Annotated in this window: 10 protein-coding genes; 6 read left to right on the top strand and 4 right to left on the bottom strand. The window is 66.1% G+C overall.

Annotated features, from left to right (window positions below):
* The first annotated feature begins 88 nt into the window (after positions 1–88).
* Positions 89–3,382, top strand: coding sequence for a hypothetical protein (locus VGK32_23315; protein HEY3384702.1), 3,294 nt, complete (start codon positions 89–91; stop codon positions 3,380–3,382).
* A gap of 141 nt (positions 3,383–3,523) precedes the next feature.
* On the opposite strand, the gene VGK32_23320 is transcribed toward VGK32_23315, so the two are convergent.
* Both VGK32_23320 and efp read right to left on the bottom strand, forming a co-directional pair.
* Positions 3,524–6,499, bottom strand: coding sequence for a carboxypeptidase regulatory-like domain-containing protein (locus VGK32_23320; protein HEY3384703.1), 2,976 nt, complete (start codon positions 6,497–6,499; stop codon positions 3,524–3,526).
* A 90-nt stretch (positions 6,500–6,589) separates the two neighbouring features.
* On the bottom strand, positions 6,590–7,165 hold the full coding sequence (gene efp, locus VGK32_23325; protein ID HEY3384704.1) for an elongation factor P: 576 nt from the start codon (positions 7,163–7,165) through the stop codon (positions 6,590–6,592).
* Positions 7,166–7,293: 128 nt separating this feature from the next.
* Between efp and VGK32_23330 the strand changes: the two genes are divergently transcribed.
* The 4 genes from VGK32_23330 to VGK32_23345 all read left to right on the top strand — a co-directional run bounded on the left by VGK32_23330 (position 7,294) and on the right by VGK32_23345 (position 16,400).
* On the top strand, positions 7,294–10,542 hold the full coding sequence (locus VGK32_23330; protein ID HEY3384705.1) for a S41 family peptidase: 3,249 nt from the start codon (positions 7,294–7,296) through the stop codon (positions 10,540–10,542).
* 261 nt (positions 10,543–10,803) lie between these two features.
* A complete protein-coding gene (locus tag VGK32_23335) occupies positions 10,804–12,960 on the top strand; it encodes a SpoIIE family protein phosphatase (GenBank protein HEY3384706.1) in 2,157 nt (718 codons plus the stop codon).
* A gap of 274 nt (positions 12,961–13,234) precedes the next feature.
* Positions 13,235–14,245 carry an NADH:flavin oxidoreductase gene (locus tag VGK32_23340; protein ID HEY3384707.1) on the top strand — a complete coding sequence of 337 codons (1,011 nt, stop codon included), beginning with the start codon at positions 13,235–13,237 and terminating at the stop codon, positions 14,243–14,245.
* Between the two features lie 70 nt (positions 14,246–14,315).
* On the top strand, positions 14,316–16,400 hold the full coding sequence (locus tag VGK32_23345; GenBank protein ID HEY3384708.1) for a S46 family peptidase: 2,085 nt from the start codon (positions 14,316–14,318) through the stop codon (positions 16,398–16,400).
* A gap of 289 nt (positions 16,401–16,689) precedes the next feature.
* Here the strand turns inward: VGK32_23345 and VGK32_23350 are convergent, their stop codons facing one another.
* Positions 16,690–17,034 carry a type II toxin-antitoxin system PemK/MazF family toxin gene (locus VGK32_23350; protein HEY3384709.1) on the bottom strand — a complete coding sequence of 115 codons (345 nt, stop codon included), beginning with the start codon at positions 17,032–17,034 and terminating at the stop codon, positions 16,690–16,692.
* Positions 17,028–17,252 carry a hypothetical protein gene (locus tag VGK32_23355; protein ID HEY3384710.1) on the bottom strand — a complete coding sequence of 75 codons (225 nt, stop codon included), beginning with the start codon at positions 17,250–17,252 and terminating at the stop codon, positions 17,028–17,030. Before VGK32_23355 ends, VGK32_23350 begins: the two co-directional genes overlap by 7 nt.
* A 405-nt stretch (positions 17,253–17,657) precedes the next feature.
* Here VGK32_23355 and VGK32_23360 point away from each other — a divergent pair.
* Positions 17,658–17,852 (top strand): nucleotidyltransferase domain-containing protein (locus VGK32_23360; GenBank protein HEY3384711.1); only part of this gene is annotated, 195 nt, incomplete at its 3' end.

A 17,852-nucleotide genomic window follows, 5' to 3' on the forward strand; every position in this document is an offset into this window, starting at 1 on the left:
CTGGTGTCTTGGTGAGCTCGGCAACTTGATGGTGAGATTCCGAGGCGCCGGTCACCGCCGTGGCGTAGAATCTGCGCCGGAGGCTCACATGTCGAGACGCGTCGTGTTGGTCGTGCTGGTCCTGGTCGGTCTGCTGGTCAGCCACGGAACTGCGCAGAGAGCCGAGGTGGCGAACCTCGACCAACTCCGCTATCGCTTCATCGGTCCGTTCGGCAATCGCCTGGCGGCGGTGGTCGGCGAGCCGGGCAACACGAACGTCTATTACGTCGGGGCCGCCTCGGGTGGCGTGTGGAAGTCGATGGATGGCGGCTTCACCTGGCGCCCGGTGTTCGACGCGCAGGCCGCGCAGTCGATCGGCTCGCTCGCGATCGCACCTGGCGATCCAAACGTGGTGTGGGCGGGCACGGGTGAGACGTTCATTCGCAGCAACGTCTCGATTGGCGACGGCATCTACAAGTCCACCGACGCGGGCCGGAGCTGGACGCGCATGGGCCTCGAGAAGAGCGGCCGCATCGGCCGCATCATCGTCGATCCGCGCAACCCGGACATCGTGTTCGCAGCGGCGCTCGGCCACTGCTACGGCCCGCAGACCGACCGCGGCGTCTACCGCACGCTCGATGGCGGCAAGACATGGGACCGCGTCCTCTTCGTGGACGAGAACACGGGCGCCGCGGATGTCGCGATGGATCCCTCCAACCCGCGGGTGCTCTTCGCGGGCATGTGGCAGGTGGACATCAAGACATGGGGCCGGACGAGCGGTGGCCCTGGCAGCGGCGTGTTCGTCTCGCGGGACGGCGGAACGACCTGGCGTCGCCTGACTGCCGCCAACGGCCTGCCGGAATCGCCGCTCGGCAAGATCGCGGTTGCGGTCGCGCCCAACAACGGCAACCGCGTGTACGCACTCATCGAAACCGGGCAACGCGGCTCGCTCTGGCGCTCGGACGATGGCGGAGAGCGGTGGCGGCCGGTGAACCACAGCCGTCTGCTGAACGAACGTCCGCACTACTACACGCGCATGATGGTCTCGCCTGGCGACTACAACGAGGTCTACTTCCCGTCGAACAGCATGTCGGTGACGTACGACGGCGGGGAGACGGCCGAGCTGATTCCATGGGGCGGCGACAACCACGACATGTGGGCCGACCCGAAGAACCCCGATCGCATGATGATCGGCAACGACCTCGGCGTGATGATCACGACCACGCACGGCCGCCAATGGATGTCGCTCCGCCTGCCGATCGGCCAGATCTACCACGCGGCCACCGACAACCGCATCCCTTACTTCGTCTACGGCAACATGCAGGACTACGCGTCGGTCCGCGGACCGAGCAACAGCCTGAGCGGCGGAATTCCGTCGGGCCTGTGGACGACGACGGGCGGATGCGAGTCGGGCTGGAACATCCCGGATCCGGTGGACGACAACATCATCTGGAGCGGCTGCTATGCCGGCGTGATCGAGCGTTTCGACCTGCGCACGCGCCACGCGCGCAGCGTCAGCCCTTGGCCCGAGCGGACGATGGGCGCACCGGCGGGCGATGTGAAGCTGCGGATGAACTGGACGTTCCCGGTTGCCGTCTCGCCGCACGACCACAACACGGTGTACGTCGGCAGCCAGTACGTTCACAAGACCACCGACGGTGGTCAGACGTGGACCACGATCAGCCCGGACCTCTCGCTGGCCGACACGAGCAAGCTGGGCAACTCGGGTGGCCTCACGATCGACAACCTGAGCGTCGAGTACGGGGCGCTCGTCTTCGTGATTGCGGAGTCACCAATCGAGAAGGGTCAGATCTGGGCGGGCACCAACGACGGTCAACTGCAGGTCACACGCGACGGCGGCAAGACGTGGGCGAACGTGACCAGGAACATCACCGGCCTGCCGCCGGACGGCACGATGAGCAGCATCGAGCCGTCACGCTACGAGCCGGGCACGTGCTACATCGCCGTCGATCTGCACCAGGTCAACAACCGGGAACCCTGGATCTACCGGACGACCGACTTCGGGAGAACATGGGCGTCACTCGGCGCCGACGTGCCGCGCTCGATCTTCAGCTACGCGCACGTGCTGCGCGAGGACCCGGTGCGCAAGGGGCTGCTCTACCTCGGCACCGAGAATTCGCTCTACGTGTCGTTCAATGACGGCGCGAACTGGCAGCCGCTGCAGACGGGCATGCCGCACGCGCCCGTCCACTGGCTGACGATCCAGGGGCACTTCAACGATCTCGTCGTTGGCACGTACGGCCGCGGCTTCTACATCCTCGACGACGTGACGCCGCTTCAGCAGTTGACGCCGCAGGTGCTCGCGTCCAACGCGCACTTCTTCAAGCCGCGACCCGCCTACCGGTTCGTCTCCGTCAACCGGACGGGCTCGTCGGGCCTCGATCCGAACGTGGGCCAGAATCCGCCAGTCGGCGCGTCGCTCAACTACTACCTCAAGGCGGCGCCGAAAAGCGAGGTCAGCCTGACGATTCTCGATGCCGCCGGCAAGACGGTACGCCAGCTCACGGGGCCGCGGCGGCCTGGCATGAACCGCGTGTGGTGGGACCTGCGGTACGAGCGGACGATCGACGTCCAGTTGCGCACAACGCCGCCGGGAAATCCGCACGTGTGGGAAGAGAAGCGCTTCAAGGGCATGGACTGGCGCCCGATCTCCTACTACGGGATCGACCAGGTGAAGCAGGGCCCGGTCGTCTCGCCCGGCGAATACACCGTGAGAATACGGGTGGATGGACAGGAGTTCGCCCAGCCGCTCCTCGTGCGGAAGGATCCGTCGTCGGCGGGCACCGAAGCCGACATCACGGCGCAGGTGAAGCTCGCGCTCGACATCCGCGACCACGTCAACGTCGTCGCGGACATGACGAACACGATCGAATGGGTGCGGAAGCAGCTCGAGGACCTGCGGAAGCTCGTCGTGCCACCGGCGCCGGTGTTGCCGACGAGTGGCCGCGGCCGACGGGGCGCCGAGAGCGAGGACATGGCGCCATCCCAGACGCCTCCGAGGCCGGCTCCGACGCCGGAGCAGGCGGCGCTCATCCGGGCGATCGACAAGCTCGATTCGGATGCCTGCACGGTCGAGGATCGGTTGATCCAGCGTACGCTCGAGGAAGCGGACCAGAAATCGTTCCGGGGTCCAATCCAGCTCTATCTGAAGTGGCTGTGGCTGGCGGCCGAGGTGGGTAGTGGCGCCGCCGACGTCGCCGGCGGCGCGGACTTCGCTCCGACCGCCGCTGAACTCGAGGTGCATGCGCTGCTGATCCAGCGCCTCGACCGCGCGAAGGCGGACTACGACACGCTGATGCAGAAGCTGGTGCCGGCGTTCAACGAGACGCTCCGACAACAGGGAATGCTGCACCTGGTCGTACCCAAGGGCGGCCGACTCTAGGCGCGGGGCGCTGACCTCTGGGTGCCGGGTGGAGACGACATGAAATCGATCCGGCAGGACGCGACGCGGCGGGAGTAGGCCCCGAAAACCGATCTGCGCTGCAGCGGCCGGGTGAACCGGCCGCTGCAGCCGTGCTGTCTGCTAGAAACTCATCTTGATCGCCAACTGCGCGATCCGCTCGCCCGTGCTCGAGAGCGGCGTACCGAATGTCGTGCTCCGCGTCAGCGTCGAACCGCTCACGCTGTAATAGGTCTGGTCCACGCCGTTGTAGTTCGTCGCATTGAGCAGGTTGAACGCCTCCACGATGAACTGCAGGCGGACGCGAGCCAGATTGACGTCACGCTGGATGCGGGGATCGAGCGTCACGATGTTCGGCAGGCGGAACTGGTTGCGCACCGTGCCCGGCGCGATGTCGTTGCGGGCGTTGCCGTCGTTGTTCAGATCGACCGCACCCACGCGCGCCGTGTAGGGCTGCCCGGACTGCGCGGCGAAGATCGCGCTCACCGTCCAGTTCATCGCCAGCGTCCGCGCCACACCCGTCATCCTCCCGGCCACACCATTGGTCGAGAACACCCCGCTCACGACGAAACGATGCCGCTGGTCGTTGTTGCCGTAGGTCTTGTCTGCGTTGAAGTCCTGCGGGTTCGACGCGTACTTCGCATCGTCGCCCGCATTGCCGGGCACGACAGCGGTCGCGTCCGGCACCGTGTCGATCACCCGGCCGAGCGTGTAGGCGACGCGCGCCTGGAAGCTGTTCGCAAACCGGCGATTCACCTCGAACGTGACGCCGTTGTAGTGTGACTCGGCGGTCGATTCGAAGGCGATGACCCGCTGGAAGTTCTTGAACGGGCGGTCGGAACCGAAATACGGATAGGTCACCGTGCCGCCATCGGCGAGCACGAAGGTCCGTGAGGTCGGCGTACCCGTGTTGCGATCGATCGACCGGGGCAGCCCGCTGCCATCCACCCGCAGGTAGGTGACCGTCAGCGTCGTGTCTCGGGCGAACTCCCATTCCACGGCGGCGTTCGCCTGCTGCACACGCGCATTCTCGAAGTTCTTGTCGATGTAGAAGATGCTCGGCGTCGCGGCCGTGCCGCCGGCCGGGATCGAGGTGAAGGTGTTCGGATAGGTCGGGACCGCGTCTCCGCGGAAGGTCAACGAGACGACGTTGACCCCGTTGTTCGTGTGCGCGGTGCCGAGCATGATCGACGGGGTGCGGGCGTAGAAGATGCCGTACCCCCCGCGCACCACGTACTTCTTGCCTTCCGGATTCCACGCCACGCCCAGTCGGGGGCCGAAGTTGTTCGTGTCGGCGTTCAGGCGGCTGGTGTCGATGTCGGCTGCGGCCAGTTGCGCGTCCGGGTTCTTCACCGGTGGCGCGGCCGTCTTCATGAGGTCGTAGCGCAGACCCGCATTCAGCGTGACGTCGCGCCGCAGCTTCCACTCATCCTGCACGAACAGCGAGTATTCGCGGATGTTCGGATTGCTGGTCGCCCCTGTCGTCCCCGGGCCTGCGAAGTTCTGCTGGTAGCTCTCGTTCGCGCCGTTGGGCCGTCCGCCATTGAACGAGGCCAGGCTGCGAAACGTGTAGGACCCGCTGAAGAACCCCGGGAAGTAGTTGAGGATGTCGTCGAACTGAAAATCGAAGCCACCCTTCACCTTGTGCGCGCCGCGGGCCCAGGTGAGCGTGTCGGCGACCTGCCATCGCTTGATCGTCGTCTCACGGGGGCTGAAGTTGTTGCGGCCGATCGTCAGCACCGTCGTCCCGCTCTGCTGCACGATGGCCTCGGGGTTCGCGCTGTTCGTCTGGCCCGGCTCCTCGTCGCGGCCCCACTGGAACTTGGCTTCGTTGAACAGGCTCGATCCCACGATCGACGTCCACGCCAGGTTGAGCGACCGCGTGCGGACGATCGATGCGCCGGTGTGCTCGAAGGCGTTCTGCGCCCCGCCGTTCTCGAACCCGTCGCCGGTGAAGTTCTGGTGGTTGTACCGCACCGTCAGCCGGTTGTCGTGCGCGATTTCGCTGTCGGTCTTGATCAGGAACACGTCCTGGTTGAGCCCGCGGTTCCAGCTGGTCGCCAGCGGCTGCAGCTTGACGATCGCCGCCTGCGTCGCCGCGTCACCAGGCGTCGTCGCGGGCAGGTTCAGGAACACGAGGTTCGGCTGCGTGTTCCGCTGCCCGTCGTAGTTGAAGAAGAAGAAGTGACGATTCTTCACGATCGGGCCGCCAAACGTGCCGCCGAACTGGTTGTAGTGATACGGCGACTTCGGAAGCTTGCGGAGTTCGTTGATCGCGTTGTTCGCGTTGAGCACCTTGTCGCGGTAGAACTCGAAGATCGATCCGCTCGGGGTGTTCGTGCCGGACTTGGTGACGACATTGATGACGGCGCCGCCGGCGCGACCGTACTCCGCCGAGAACGAGTTGGAGTTCACCTGGAACTCCTTCACCGCGTCCTGGCTGAACTGGTAGGGTGCGCGTCCAGAGCCGGTGCGCCCGAAGGTCTGGCCGAAGAACGTGTTGTTGTTGTCGGCGCCGTCGACCACGAGGCTGTTCATCGTGCCGCGCTGACCGGCGAAGCTGAGGTCACCTGTTCGGACATCCTTGGTGACACCAGGCGTCAGGAGCGCGAAGTCGATGAAGTTGCGGCCGTTGACCGGCAGGTTCTGAACGGCCGTGTCGCTCACGGTCGAACTGACCTGGGTCCGCGAGGTCTCCAGCACCGGTGTGGCACCGGTCACCACGACCTCTTGCGCGACGCCGGCCAGTTTCATCTCGATCCGGAGCGTGACCGTCTGTCCGACCATCACGACGAGCGCCGGCTTCTTCACCGTCTCGAACCCGCTCAGCTCCGCGACCAGGTCATAGAAACCCACCGGCAGCAAGGGAAGCCGAAACAATCCCGCGCTGTCGGTGGCGACCGAGCGGCTGAGACCCGTCTGTGGATTGGTCAGTGACACGGTCACGCCGGGAATGCGCGCTCCAGTCTGATCGACGACGGTTCCGTCGATCGAACCGGTGGCGCTCTGTGCCACCGAGACACCAGCGGTCCATACGAGGACGCACAGCGCGGCTGACGCAAGGCGGACACAGCTCCGCCGGGCCTGCAGTGTAAACACACCATCCTCCGTTCGCAGCTAAAGGTTGACCCTACCCTCTGACCGTAGCCGGGGTGCGGGCGTCCTGTCAACCGGGCGGATGGGAGGGGGTCAGGCGCGGCCCATGAACTCGCGGGTTTCCGTGTTCACCCGCACCTTCTCGCCTTCTTTGATGAACAGCGGGACGCGGATCTCGATTCCCGTTTCGAGCGTCGCCGCCTTGTTCACGTTGCCGGCGGCCGTGTCGCCACGAGCGCCCGGTTCGGTGTAGGTCACCGTCAGTTCGACCGCTGGCGGCATCTGCAGGCCGATCACGTCCCCATTGAAGAGCATCACCTGCACGATCAGGCCGTCGACGAGAAAGTCGCGCGCGTCGCTGAGCATGTCGGCGCTCAACGTCAACGTCTCGTAGCTCTCCTGATCCATGAAGTGTGAGCCGTTCCCGTCGCTGTAGAGATAGCTCGCGGGCGCCATCGTCAGGTCGGGTTCCTTGAACTTGTCACCGGCCCTGAAGGTCTTGTCGAAGACAGCACGCGTCTTCAGATTGCGCATCTTCAGGCGGACGAGCGTCTGCCCTCCGCGTGCCGTCGGCGTCGACACCTCGACGTCCAGGCAGTGGTAGGGCGTGTCGTCCATCTCGAAGTACATCTTGCGCCGGATGTCGATTGCCTCGATCAGTGCGGCCATGGCGTCCCCTGCACGAAAAAGCACGACGGCCATCAGGCCGCCAAACATATGATTCTACCAGTCCGCCCGCCAGGCGGCGTGGTTCTCCGCTTATGATGGGACGTCTCTTCGCCCTTCCTGGAGCCTCGATGAAGAAAGCACTGCTGTTCACAGCTCTCGCGATCGCGGGCCTCGCCGCCGCCGCGTCGGCCGGCATTCCGGGTCGCTTCATGCAGTACCCGACGATTTCCGGTGAGACCGTCGTGTTCACGTACGAGGGGGACCTGTGGTCGGTTCCCGCGGCTGGCGGCGCAGCACGCCGGCTGACCAGCCATCCAGGCACGGAGGAGGCCGCCAAGTTCTCGCCGGACGGCAGGACGCTCGCGTTCACCGCCGACTACGACGGTGCCCCGGCGCTCTACACGATGCCCGCAACCGGCGGCGCGCCGAGACGCCTGACGTATTTCGGCGCCGGCGTGCAGGCCGTCGCCTGGAGTCCCGACGGCAAGAAGATCGTGTTCCGCTCGAGCCACGAGGCGACGTTCCGGCCCATGGCGCGGCTCTATGCTGTCGCGGCGAGCGGCGGCTACCCGGAGCCCCTGCCAATGGACCGCGGCATCCTGTGCTCGTATTCGCCCGACGGCACCAAGCTCGCGTACAACCGGCGGGGCCTCGAGGAGTACTACTGGAAGCGCTACAAAGGCGGCCGATTCGTCGACCTCTGGCTCTATGATTTCGGCGCCAGACAGTACACGCAGCTCTCGGACTACGTCGGCAAGAGCGCGTATCCGATGTACGCCGCCGGCAAGCTCTACTTCGTGTCCGACCGCGATCCGAAGGGCATCAGCAACCTCTACACGATCGACCCGGTCACCAAGAAGGTGGACCAGGTGACGAGCTTCGACGACTTCGACGTACAGTGGCCGACGACCGACGGCAAGCGGATCGTCTTCGTGCGCGCCGGGCGCCTGCACGTCTTCGACCCGGCCGCCGGCACCACCAGGGCGATCGAGGTGGACATCGCGTCCGACCGATGGCAGCTGGCCGACCGCACGGTGAACGCACGCGACTACATCCAGTCCTTCTCGGTGTCGAACGACGGCAGGACCGCGGTCTTCGAGGCCCGTGGCGACATCTTCCTCGTTCCCACCGACGAGAGCCTCCCAACCCGCAACCTCACCGGCACGACGAGCTCGCGCGAGCGGTTCCCGCAGCTTTCGCCCGACGGCAAGAAGGTGGCGTTCTTCTCGGACAAGACCGGCGACTACCAGCTCTACCTGGCCGACATCGGCGGCGACAAGCCGTGGGAGCCATTGACGACCGCCCTCGATCGCACCGTCTATCACCTCGAGTGGTCGCCAGATGGCTCGAAGATTCTGTTCGGCAACAAGGATTTCGCGCTCTTCTACCTCGACGTCGCCACCAAGAAGCTCACGAAGTTCGCCACGTCGAACCAGATGAAGAACGACGAGTTCTTCTGGGAAGTCAGCGATTACGCGTGGTCGCCGGACAGCAAGTGGATCACCTACTCGTTCGTGCAGTTCAACCGGAACAACCGCGTGTTCCTCTACAGCCTCGAGCAGAACAGGAACTTCCCGGTCACCAGCGACTTCTACGACAGCCTGAATCCGTCGTTCGACGCGAACGGAAACTACCTCTATTTCCTCTCGTACCGAGACTTCTCGACGCGCATCGACATCTTCGAGGACAACCACGTCATCGAGCACCCGGTGCAGGTGATGGCCGTGCAACTCAAGGCCGGGCCGAAGCCGCCCTTCGAGCGCGCCGACAAGAAGAAGGACGCCGAGCCGTTCCGCGTCGACGTGGCGGGGCTCGATTCGCGCGTCTTCCCGCTGCCCGTTGCCCCGGGAATCTACTTCCACCTCAAGGCCGGCAACGGGGTGGTCGGGTTCGATTCGCTGCCGACGTACGCCGAGGCCGAAACCGAAGAGCTCTTCAAGCCGGGCGGCGCCGACAAATGGACGCTCCACGTGTTCGACATGGCATCCCAGAAGGACGTGGTGGCGACCGACACGGTGGTGAACTGGCGGCTGTCCGCAAACGGCGAACAGATCATCACGCGAAAGGCGGATGCAACGTTCCAGATTGCGACGCCCGACAAGATCATCCAGAACCCCGGGTCGCTCGGCACGAAGCTCCCGCTCGGCGGGATGCAGGCGCGCGTGAGGCCAATCGACGAATGGACGCAGATCTTCAACGATACGTGGCGCTGGTATCGCGACTTCTTCTACGACGAGAACATGCACGGCCGCGACTGGAAGAAGCTGGGCGACACCCTGCGCGCGTTCATCCCCGACCTGTCGTCGCGCGCGGATCTCAACTGGCTGCTCTCGCAGATGGTGGGCGACCTCAACGTGTCGCACACCTACATCGGCGGAGGGGACCAGGGTCCCCAGCGCGCGCCCGAGGTCCGCACGTTCACGGGCCTGCTGGGCGCGGACCTGGCCGCCGACGCCAGCGGCTACCTGAAGCTCGGGAAGATCCTCGGCCCGACGGCCTACAACGCCGACCTCACGGCGCCGCTCGTTCGACCGGGGGTGGACGTCAAGGAAGGCGATTTCCTGATTGCCATCGACGGCCATGAGCTCAAGGCGTCGGAGAACCCCTACCAGTATCTCCAGGTGACGCGCGGCCAGAAGGTGAAGCTGACGGTCAACTCGAAACCGACGGCCGTCGGCGCCCGCACGATCGAGGTTGAACCGCTCCGCTCGGAATCGACGCTCCGCTACAACCGCTGGCTGTCCGACAACATCGACGCAGTTCTCAGAGCGTCGAACGGCGAGATCGGCTACATGCACATCACGGCGATGAGCACCGACAACGTCGGCCAGTTCGACAAGTTCTGGCGCGCCTTCCGCTACAAGAAGGGGCTCATCATCGACGTCCGCGGGAACGGAGGCGGCTGGACCGAGTACTTCATCATCGACAAGCTCGAGCGGAAGATGACGGCGTACAACGTCTTGCGAGGGATGGAGCCCTTCCGCTATCCGGGCTCGACGACCACCGGCCAGGTCGCCGTGCTGTCGAACGAGTACAACGGCTCGGACGGCGAGGCGTTCATCGAGCACTTCAAGGCGCGCAAGCTCGGCACGGTCATCGGCGTCCCGTCGTGGGGCGGACTGGTTGGCATCCTGAACCGCCAACTGACGATCGACAACGGAACGGTCGAGCAGTCCAACAACTCGTTCTACAACGACCAGGGGAAGTGGATCGTCGAAAGCCACGGCGCCGACCCTGACATCGTCCTCGACAACGACCCGGCGTCCGCATCGGCCGGCCGCGACGCTCAACTCGAGAAGGCCATCGAGGTGCTGCAGAAGCAGATCAAGGAGAAGCCGTTCACCTTCCCGGCCAGACCGAAATACCCGATCCGGTAGCGGGGTGAGCCACGCCGGGGACGTGGAGCTCGCGGAGGACGCAGAGCACGCAGAGACGAACACACCGTTCGCATCTGCGTACTCTGCGGATTCTGTGAGGCGTTCCGGCCCTGTCCACCAGAACCAATCGATGAGCCCCGACGTCCAACCGTTGGGGGACGCCTCCCGCCCGGCTCCATTTGACTCGCGTCCGCGTCTGCGGTTCCATAGCGGTAGGCGGGCGTCTCCCCCACGCCCGCAGCACGTGGATGAGGCGTCGCCATGAATCTCCGTTCGAGGTTGACGTTCGCGTTCTTCGCCATCTCCGTCGTCCCGCTCTCCGCGGTGACGCTCTATTCCCACTACTCGTCCGAACGGGCGCTGCGGCGGGCGGCCGAGCAGCAGGCCCAGGCGCTTGCGGCCGACATGGGCCACCGGATGGAATGGGTGACCGCCGATCTCGGGCGCCGGATGGACCGCCTGTGGCCGGAACAGGTCACCGAGCAGGCGGACGCCCGGCCGACTCGACCGGCCGGCCCCGAGGGCGTTCGGCCGCAGCCGTCGCCCTCCGAAGCGATGGCGGGGCACGTGGCGGGGACACTCGGCGCGATTGCGCCGATGCTCGAGTCACTGGAACTCGTGCCGACCGTGACCACCCCGCCAGCGGCGCCGTACTCCGGCTCGGACCGGGCCCCACTCCCCGTCCCGCCTCCGGCCGAGGTCGACCACTCTCGGCGGCGGCCGACGGCAGAGGAAACCGTTGCCAGGCGCGATCGCGTCGCCGCTGTAGCCGACGCCCGCAAGACCGTCGGAACCCGCAAGATGGTCGTCGAGATGTCGCAGGTGATCGCGCAGGCGCTGAAGCCCTACGCGAGCGGAAACGCGGGCACCAGCGCGACAGAGATGGCCGCCTGGAACAAGGCGCTGGCGGATCAGATCGACCGGAACGTCGCCAACCTCGGGCCGGTCGAGACGAGCCAGGCGCGGAGTGGCGCAGCCGCGGTCGGCACCGCTGGCGGCGAGAATTCGCCGCGACCACAAGGAGCGCCCGGACGCGTTCGCGCGTTCACAGTGCTCAAGGGCAACGCGATCAACACGGAGGTCCAGCGCGACGGCCGCCCGATCGGCCGCATCAGCGGGACGCTCAACATCGACCGGTTGCTCCATACGGTGATGTCGCTGAACCGCCGCGACCGCCAGGAGATTCCGTTCGCGGTGGACGGCGACGGGCACCTGCACGCACCGCGTGCCTCGGACGAGACCGTCATCCGGTCGCTCGGCCTCGCGTCGGCGCTGCCCGCCGGCGGTATCTCGGTGCGCTCGGTCAACGACTGGGTCGTCGCCACCCGGAAGGATCCGTCCGGCAGCACCTTCGGCATCGCGCGCCCCATCGGCGACGATGTCCGCGAGTTGCGCCGGGTATCGGCCCGGAACTTCGGCCTCGGCTTCGCCCTGATCGCGCTGGTGTTCGCGGGCAGCATCCCGCTGGCGGGCGGCATGACCCGAAACCTGCGCACGTTGATGGACGGTGTGCAGCGGCTCGCGCGCGGCGACCTCGGCACCCGGGTTCCAGTTCGCTCGCGCGACGAGTTCGGCCGTCTCGGCGTGGCCTTCAACCAGATGGCCGAGAACCTTGCCGCGCACGAAAAGCTCGTCGTCGAGCAGGAACGCATCAAGAGGGAACTCGAGCTCTGCCGGCAGATTCAGACCGAGATGCTGCCGCACCAGCCGCTGCGCTTTGGCCTGGCCGAGGCGCGCGGACTGTCGATCCCGGCGCGGGAGGTCGGGGGCGACTTCTTCAACTACTTCGTCCTGCCCGACGGAGGCATCGCGTTGCTCGTCGGCGACGTCTCGGGCAAGGGTGTCGGCGCGGCCCTGCTCATGGCCAATGTCCAGGCGACGCTGCGCGCGCGGCTGCCGCTCGAGCAGGATCTCGCGACGCTGGCCGACGGCCTCGACCACGATCTGCAGGCGGCCACGCCGTCCGAGGTCTACCTCACGCTCTTCGTCGGCATCGTGGACCCCGTCCGGCGCGTCCTGCGCTACGTGAACGCGGGCCACAATACGCAGTTCGTGCTCCGCCGCGACGGCGGCCTCGAGCGGCTGGCTTCGACCGGCCGCCCCCTCGGTCTGCTCGCGGGTGCCGGCTACGAGGAACGCGCCGTGACGCTCGGCGAGAGCGACCAGCTCTTCCTCTACACGGACGGGATGGTCGAAGCCGAGAGCGAGACGGGCGAGTTCCTGGGCCCCGAACGTCTCGAATCGCTGCTTCTGGAGGGCTTATCCACCGACGTGGAGGCGCTGCTCGCCCGGGTGGAGTTGGCCGTGCGTGAGTTCCGCGGCGCGGCCGAACCGTCCGACGACGCGACGATGATGGCGTTCAGGTTCGGACCGACACCGGACGTCGCGGCCTCGCCAGGCGTCAATCAGACCGCTTGATTCCCCACCGCGCCCGCAGTAGCATGACGCGGCTTGCCCCCGCTCTCTTTCACCCGGAGGTTCTCATGGCGAAGTGCGGATCGAAGTGCGGTACGAAGAAGGCGGCGCCGAAGAAGAAGGCCGCCAAGTAGCAACATCGGACCATGGTGCCGGCCTTCCAGGCCGCCTAAGATCGGCCGGCACCGTTCGGTCGCACGAGGTTTCGCCGTCGCACCGGACTCCTCCACGTCACGTTCTCGTTCGCGCTGCTGCCGGCGCCGAGTGATTCAACGTCATGCCCGATCTTCTGACGCCGCTGTCGTTGGGCCCTCTCAAGTTTCGGAATCGGATCGTGATGCCACCGATGTGGTCCGGTCAGGCCACGCCGGAAGGCCTCGTCACCGACAATATCATCGACTACCACCGCCGGCGCGCGGCTGCCGGGTGCGGGCTCGTGATCGTCGAACACGCATTCGTGCACGCCCGTGGCCGCCACACGCCGACACAGCTCGGCGTCCACACCGACGCCACCCTCGAAGGCTTGCAGAAGCTGGCCGCGGCCGTCCGGTCCGAAGGCGCCGTCGTCTGCCTGCAGATTTCCCACGCCGGATCCCGGGCGTCGTCCCGCGTGCTCGGCATGCGTCCGGTCGCACCGACCAGCGTGCGCCACCCATACGAGGCGGAGGGGGATATCCCCGAGGCCCTGACGGCGGGCATGATCGACGAGATTCTCCAGGCGTTCGGCGACGCCGCCGTCCGGGCGCGAAGCGCAGGCTTCAGTGCCGTCGAACTGCACGCCGCGCACGGTTTCCTGTTGTCGCAGTTCCTCTCGCCCCTGACGAACCTGCGGACCGATGAGTACGGAGGCCCGATCGAGAATCGATCGCGTCTGCACCTGGCGGCGCTCGAATCCGTTCGCGCGCGACTCGGCCAGGACTTCCCCGTCTTCGTCCGCCTGGGCGCGCACGACGAAACAGCCGGCGGCCTCGAGCTCGACGACTCGTGCTGGACGGCTGTGAAACTGGCGGCGGCTGGCGCGTCACTCATCGATGTCTCGGGAGGCCTCCAGGGCTCCCGCGGCATGGGAAAAGGCGCTGCGTACTTCGTGCCGTACGCGCGAGCGATCAAGGCGGTCGTCACCGTCCCCGTACTCGTGACAGGCGGCATCTCCGAGCCGGCCCTCGCCGACCGCGCGGTGCGCGAGGGATGGGCGGATCTGATTGGCATCGGCCGCGCGATGCTGAACGACCCGGACTGGGCGCGCAAGGCGATCGCGCATCTGTCGATGGCGCGTCGGCCCAGTTGACATTGGCTCTGGACTCTCGACCCTGACACCTGACCCCTGGATCCTGACTTCTGACGTCTGACTCCTACTTATGAAGCACCGCGCCATCCTGCTCTTCGCCGTCTCGTGCCTCCTCCTCGGCTCCGCCCCGAAGGCCGACGATGGGATGTGGACGTTCGACAACCCGCCGATGAAGATCTGGAAGGAGAAATACGGGTTCGAACCGACACCACAGTGGCTCCAGCACGTGCGCCTCGCCTCGCCCCGCGTCGAGGGGGCTTCTGGCGCCTTCGTCTCTCCCGACGGCCTGATTGTCACCAACCAGCACGTGGCGAACGGGCAACTGCAGAAGCTGTCCACGCCCGAGCACAATTACGTGCGCGACGGCTTCTACGCGCCGACGCGCGAGCAGGAACTGAAGTGCCCCGACATGGACGTCAACGTCTTCGTGTCGTACGAGGATGTCACGGCGCGCGTCCAGGGGGCGGTGAAGCCGGGCATGAGCGAACGCGAGGCGGGTGAGGCCAGGCGGACGGCCACGGCCGCGATCGAGAAGGAATCCACCGAGAAGACCGGCCTGCGCAGCGAGGTCGTGAAGCTGTACAGCGGCGGCGAGTACTGGCTGTATCGCTACAAGAAGTTCGCGGACGTCCGGCTCGTCTTCGCGGTCGAGGAATCGACGGGATTCTTCGGCGGCGACTACGACAACTTCACCTATCCGCGGTACGACCTGGACGTCGCCTTCTTCCGCGCCTACGAGAACGGTCAGCCGGCGCACACGGAGTACCTGACCTGGTCCGCGAAGGGCGCGGAGGAGAAGGAGCTGGTGTTCGCGATCGGCAGCCCAGGCGCCACTTCCCGCCTGCTGACGATGGCGCAGATCGAGTTCCATCGCGACGTCATGAATCCTGTGCAGATGGCGGTGTGGCAGGCGCGGCTCGTCGCGCTGCAGCGGTTCAGCGCGACGAGTCCCGAAGCGGACCGCCGGGCATCGGCCGGCCGGCGCGGTATCGAGAATTCGATCAAGCGGCTGGTGGGGCAACAGCGGGGCCTCGAGAATGCCCGGCTGATGGCCACCAAGCGCGAGGACGAGCGCAAGCTGCGCGCCGCGGTCGCGAACAACCCCGACTGGCAGAACGCGTACGGCGACGCCTGGGATCAGATCGCCGCGGCCTACAAGCAGTACGCACCGTATGCGAAGCGCAACGCCTATTCAACACTCTCGCCGTCCCGGCTCGGCAGCCTGGCCACCAGCCTCGTTCGGTATGCGGACGAGATCCGCAAGCCGAACAGCACGCGGCTCGACGAGTTCCGCGACTCGCGGCTCGACTCGCTGAAGACGACCCTCCTCTCGCCGGCTCCCGTCTACGCGGACATGGAGGAAGCCCTGCTCGCGGGATGGCTCGAAGCCGGTCGGAAAACGCTGGGCGATGACGATTTGTTCGTCAGGGCGGCGCTTGGCGGCCAGACCCCGGCGGCCGTGGCACGGGCCGTCGTCTCGGCGACGAAGATCGCCGACGCGTCGTTCCGAAAGACACTGGTCGAGGGTGGCCCCGACGCCATTCTGAAGTCCGACGATCCGATGCTCGCGCTCGTGCGCCGAGTCGATCCGGTCATGCGCGACCTGCGAACATGGATCGAGCAGCAGATCACCAACGTCGAAACGACCAACGGCGAGCGGCTGGCCAAGGCCAGGTTCGCCGTCCACGGCAAGACGGTATACCCGGACGCCAACTCGACGATTCGCATCAGTTTCGGCACGGTCCTCGGCTACGAAGCCGGATCGACGCTCGTTCCCTTCAAGACGACCTTCTACGGGCTGTACGACCGCGCGGCCGGCTTCGACAACCAGGCGCCGTTCGCGCTCCCGCCGCGTTGGCTGGACAAGCGCTCCGCGCTCGACATGTCCGCCCCGCTCAACTTCGTCTACACGGCAGACACGATCGGGGGCAACTCCGGCAGCCCGGTCATCAACCGGAAGGCGGAACTGGTCGGCCTGAACTTCGACAGCAACCTGCCGAAACTCGCCAACCGGTACATGTACATCGACGATGCGGAAGGCTCGCGCGCGGTGGGCGTCCACAGCGCCGGCATCCTCGAAGCGCTGAAATCGGTCTACGGGGCGGACCGGATCGTGAAGGAGATCACGGGGAAGTTTGCCCTGCCGCTTCTCTAGGTACGCCGTCCATCCCGACAGGTTCGGAGCGAGCACCGCGACCACGGCCTTCATTCCGTCGTTTGCGACGTCAGGCCGACTGACGATGGGGCACGGACGCAGCTGTTCCTCCGAGCCGCGGCACCACCTTCGGTCCCGAGGCAGCGTGTCGGGTCCGAGTGATATTGAACGTTCGTGTCGTCGCCGGGCAGCCCCAAGCAGTTCGACCGGAGCGCGCGCCCATTCGTCGCTTCCATCGGGTTGGTATCCACCGCGTTGTTCGATGGAGATCGGTGCCGCTTGGTGCCCGTTACCTTCCCAGAATCACGTCGATTCCCGTAAGAACCAAGTCAAGCTTGGCCCGCGGGAGCTTGCCCACGCGTTCGGTGAGTACGGTCTGGTTCAGCGTCACCACCTGGGACGCGTTGGCGACCGAGTCCTTCGGAAGTCCCGTCACCCGGGCACTCAGCACCGTGTTGCCCGGAGCGTCCGCCCAACGGAGGTTGCTGGTCAGCGGCACGCACACGACAGTTGCGAGCCGGCTCCGGTTCAGCGGGTCCCCTTGAACCACGACAACGGGTCGTCGAAACGCAGGTTCCGAACCGGTTGGCGCCCGAAGGTCCGCCCACCACACCTCGCCTTGTCCGACTACCATTCGCTGTGCTCCAGCGTGTGGCGCGCCGCCCGAGCAACGAACGGGTCGCCTTGCTCGCCCAGTTGGTCGCAGACGCGGTCCATCGCCTCGGTCACCTCGTCCGGGCTGTGCCGAGCGACGTATTCCTGGAGGGCGCTGCTGAAGACATGGCTTCTCGATTTCCGAGTCCGGCGTGCCAGACGTTCCGCCTGCTCGAAGACCTGGTCCGGAATGGACACCGCCGTTTTCATACCAGTAGTATAACCACCGGGCGAGCCGGACTCAGCTCCACGACGTGGGGTTCACATCCAATCGATCCGTGCGTTGTCCGTCGAACTTGAGCGTTCGCCCGACCGGCGCTCGACCCGGCCGCCGCGCCGGTTGGGCGGTACGTCAACCCTCAGATCTGCCGGCCGGACTTGCACCGGCTGCGTGAACTGACCTTTCACGGCACGCTCTCCACAAAGTCTCCATGACGGGGGACGATTCCAGGGGACTCCGCCGACCAATTCGTGTTCTCTGTCGCCGCAGGGCTGAGGTGCCTGGGCCGCGTTGAGGCCGTGCCTCGAGTCGTTGGGCTCGAATCCCCTTTTCTGGCCGCGCAGACGGCGGCGCGGTATCATGAACCGAATCGGAGGTTGGCGATGAAACGCAAGCCCCTCTCGCAGCGCGAGACGGAAGCCCTTCGCGAGTTCTCCACACGCATCCGCGCGGCGCTCGGCTCAAATCTCCTGGAACTTCGGCTGTTTGGCTCCAAGGCCAGGGGCGACTCTCGGCCGGACTCTGATCTCGACGTACTCGTGGTCGTCACCGGTGATCGCGTGGGGGCTGAAGACCTG

This window comes from Vicinamibacterales bacterium, assembly GCA_036504215.1.
Taxonomy (GTDB): domain Bacteria; phylum Acidobacteriota; class Vicinamibacteria; order Vicinamibacterales; family Fen-181; genus FEN-299.

What these genes read in the sequence shown, in the direction of transcription:
- VGK32_23315 (HEY3384702.1), top strand. Translation starts at nt 89, where the DNA reads ATGTCGAGACGCGTCGTGTTGGTCGTGCTGGTCCTGGTCGGTCTGCTG.
- VGK32_23330 (HEY3384705.1), top strand. Translation starts at nt 7,294, where the DNA reads ATGAAGAAAGCACTGCTGTTCACAGCTCTCGCGATCGCGGGCCTCGCC.
- VGK32_23350 (HEY3384709.1), bottom strand. Translation starts at nt 17,034, where the DNA reads ATGGTAGTCGGACAAGGCGAGGTGTGGTGGGCGGACCTTCGGGCGCCA.
- efp (HEY3384704.1), bottom strand. Translation starts at nt 7,165, where the DNA reads ATGGCCGCACTGATCGAGGCAATCGACATCCGGCGCAAGATGTACTTC.
- VGK32_23340 (HEY3384707.1), top strand. Translation starts at nt 13,235, where the DNA reads ATGCCCGATCTTCTGACGCCGCTGTCGTTGGGCCCTCTCAAGTTTCGG.
- VGK32_23335 (HEY3384706.1), top strand. Translation starts at nt 10,804, where the DNA reads ATGAATCTCCGTTCGAGGTTGACGTTCGCGTTCTTCGCCATCTCCGTC.
- VGK32_23345 (HEY3384708.1), top strand. Translation starts at nt 14,316, where the DNA reads ATGAAGCACCGCGCCATCCTGCTCTTCGCCGTCTCGTGCCTCCTCCTC.